A 511-nucleotide genomic window follows, 5' to 3' on the forward strand; every position below is an offset into this window, starting at 1 on the left:
AGCGCGGCTGGGCGCCTTACAAGGTGCTGACCGAGGCGCTGGTCGAAGGCATGCGCATCGTCGGCGAGGATTTTCGCGACGGCATCCTGTTCGTTCCCGAAGTGCTGTTGTCGGCCAATGCGATGAAGGCCGGCATGTTCATCCTGCGTCCGCTGCTCGCCGCCACCGGCGCGCCCAAGCARGGCAAGATGGTCATCGGCACCGTCAAGGGCGACATCCACGACATCGGCAARAACCTCGTCGGCATGATGATGGAAGGTGCCGGCTTCGAYGTCATCGACCTCGGCATCAACAATGCGGTCGAGAAGTATCTCGATGCGATCGAGCAGCACCAGCCCGACATCATCGGCATGTCGGCACTGCTGACCACGACCATGCCCTACATGAAGGTCGTCATCGACACGATGAAGGAAAAGGGCATCCGCGACGACTATGTCGTGCTGGTCGGCGGTGCGCCACTGAACGAGGAATTCGGCAAGGCCGTCGGCGCCGACGCTTATTGCCGCGACGC

Annotated in this window: 1 protein-coding gene; it reads left to right on the forward strand. The window is 62.0% G+C overall.

What is annotated here, in order from left to right; all coding sequences use genetic code 11:
• Nucleotides 1-511 (forward strand): corrinoid protein (locus tag AC1DZU_RS35660; RefSeq protein ID WP_477292155.1); only part of this gene is annotated, 511 nt, incomplete at both ends.

The organism is Mesorhizobium sp. P2_A12 (assembly GCF_056405075.1).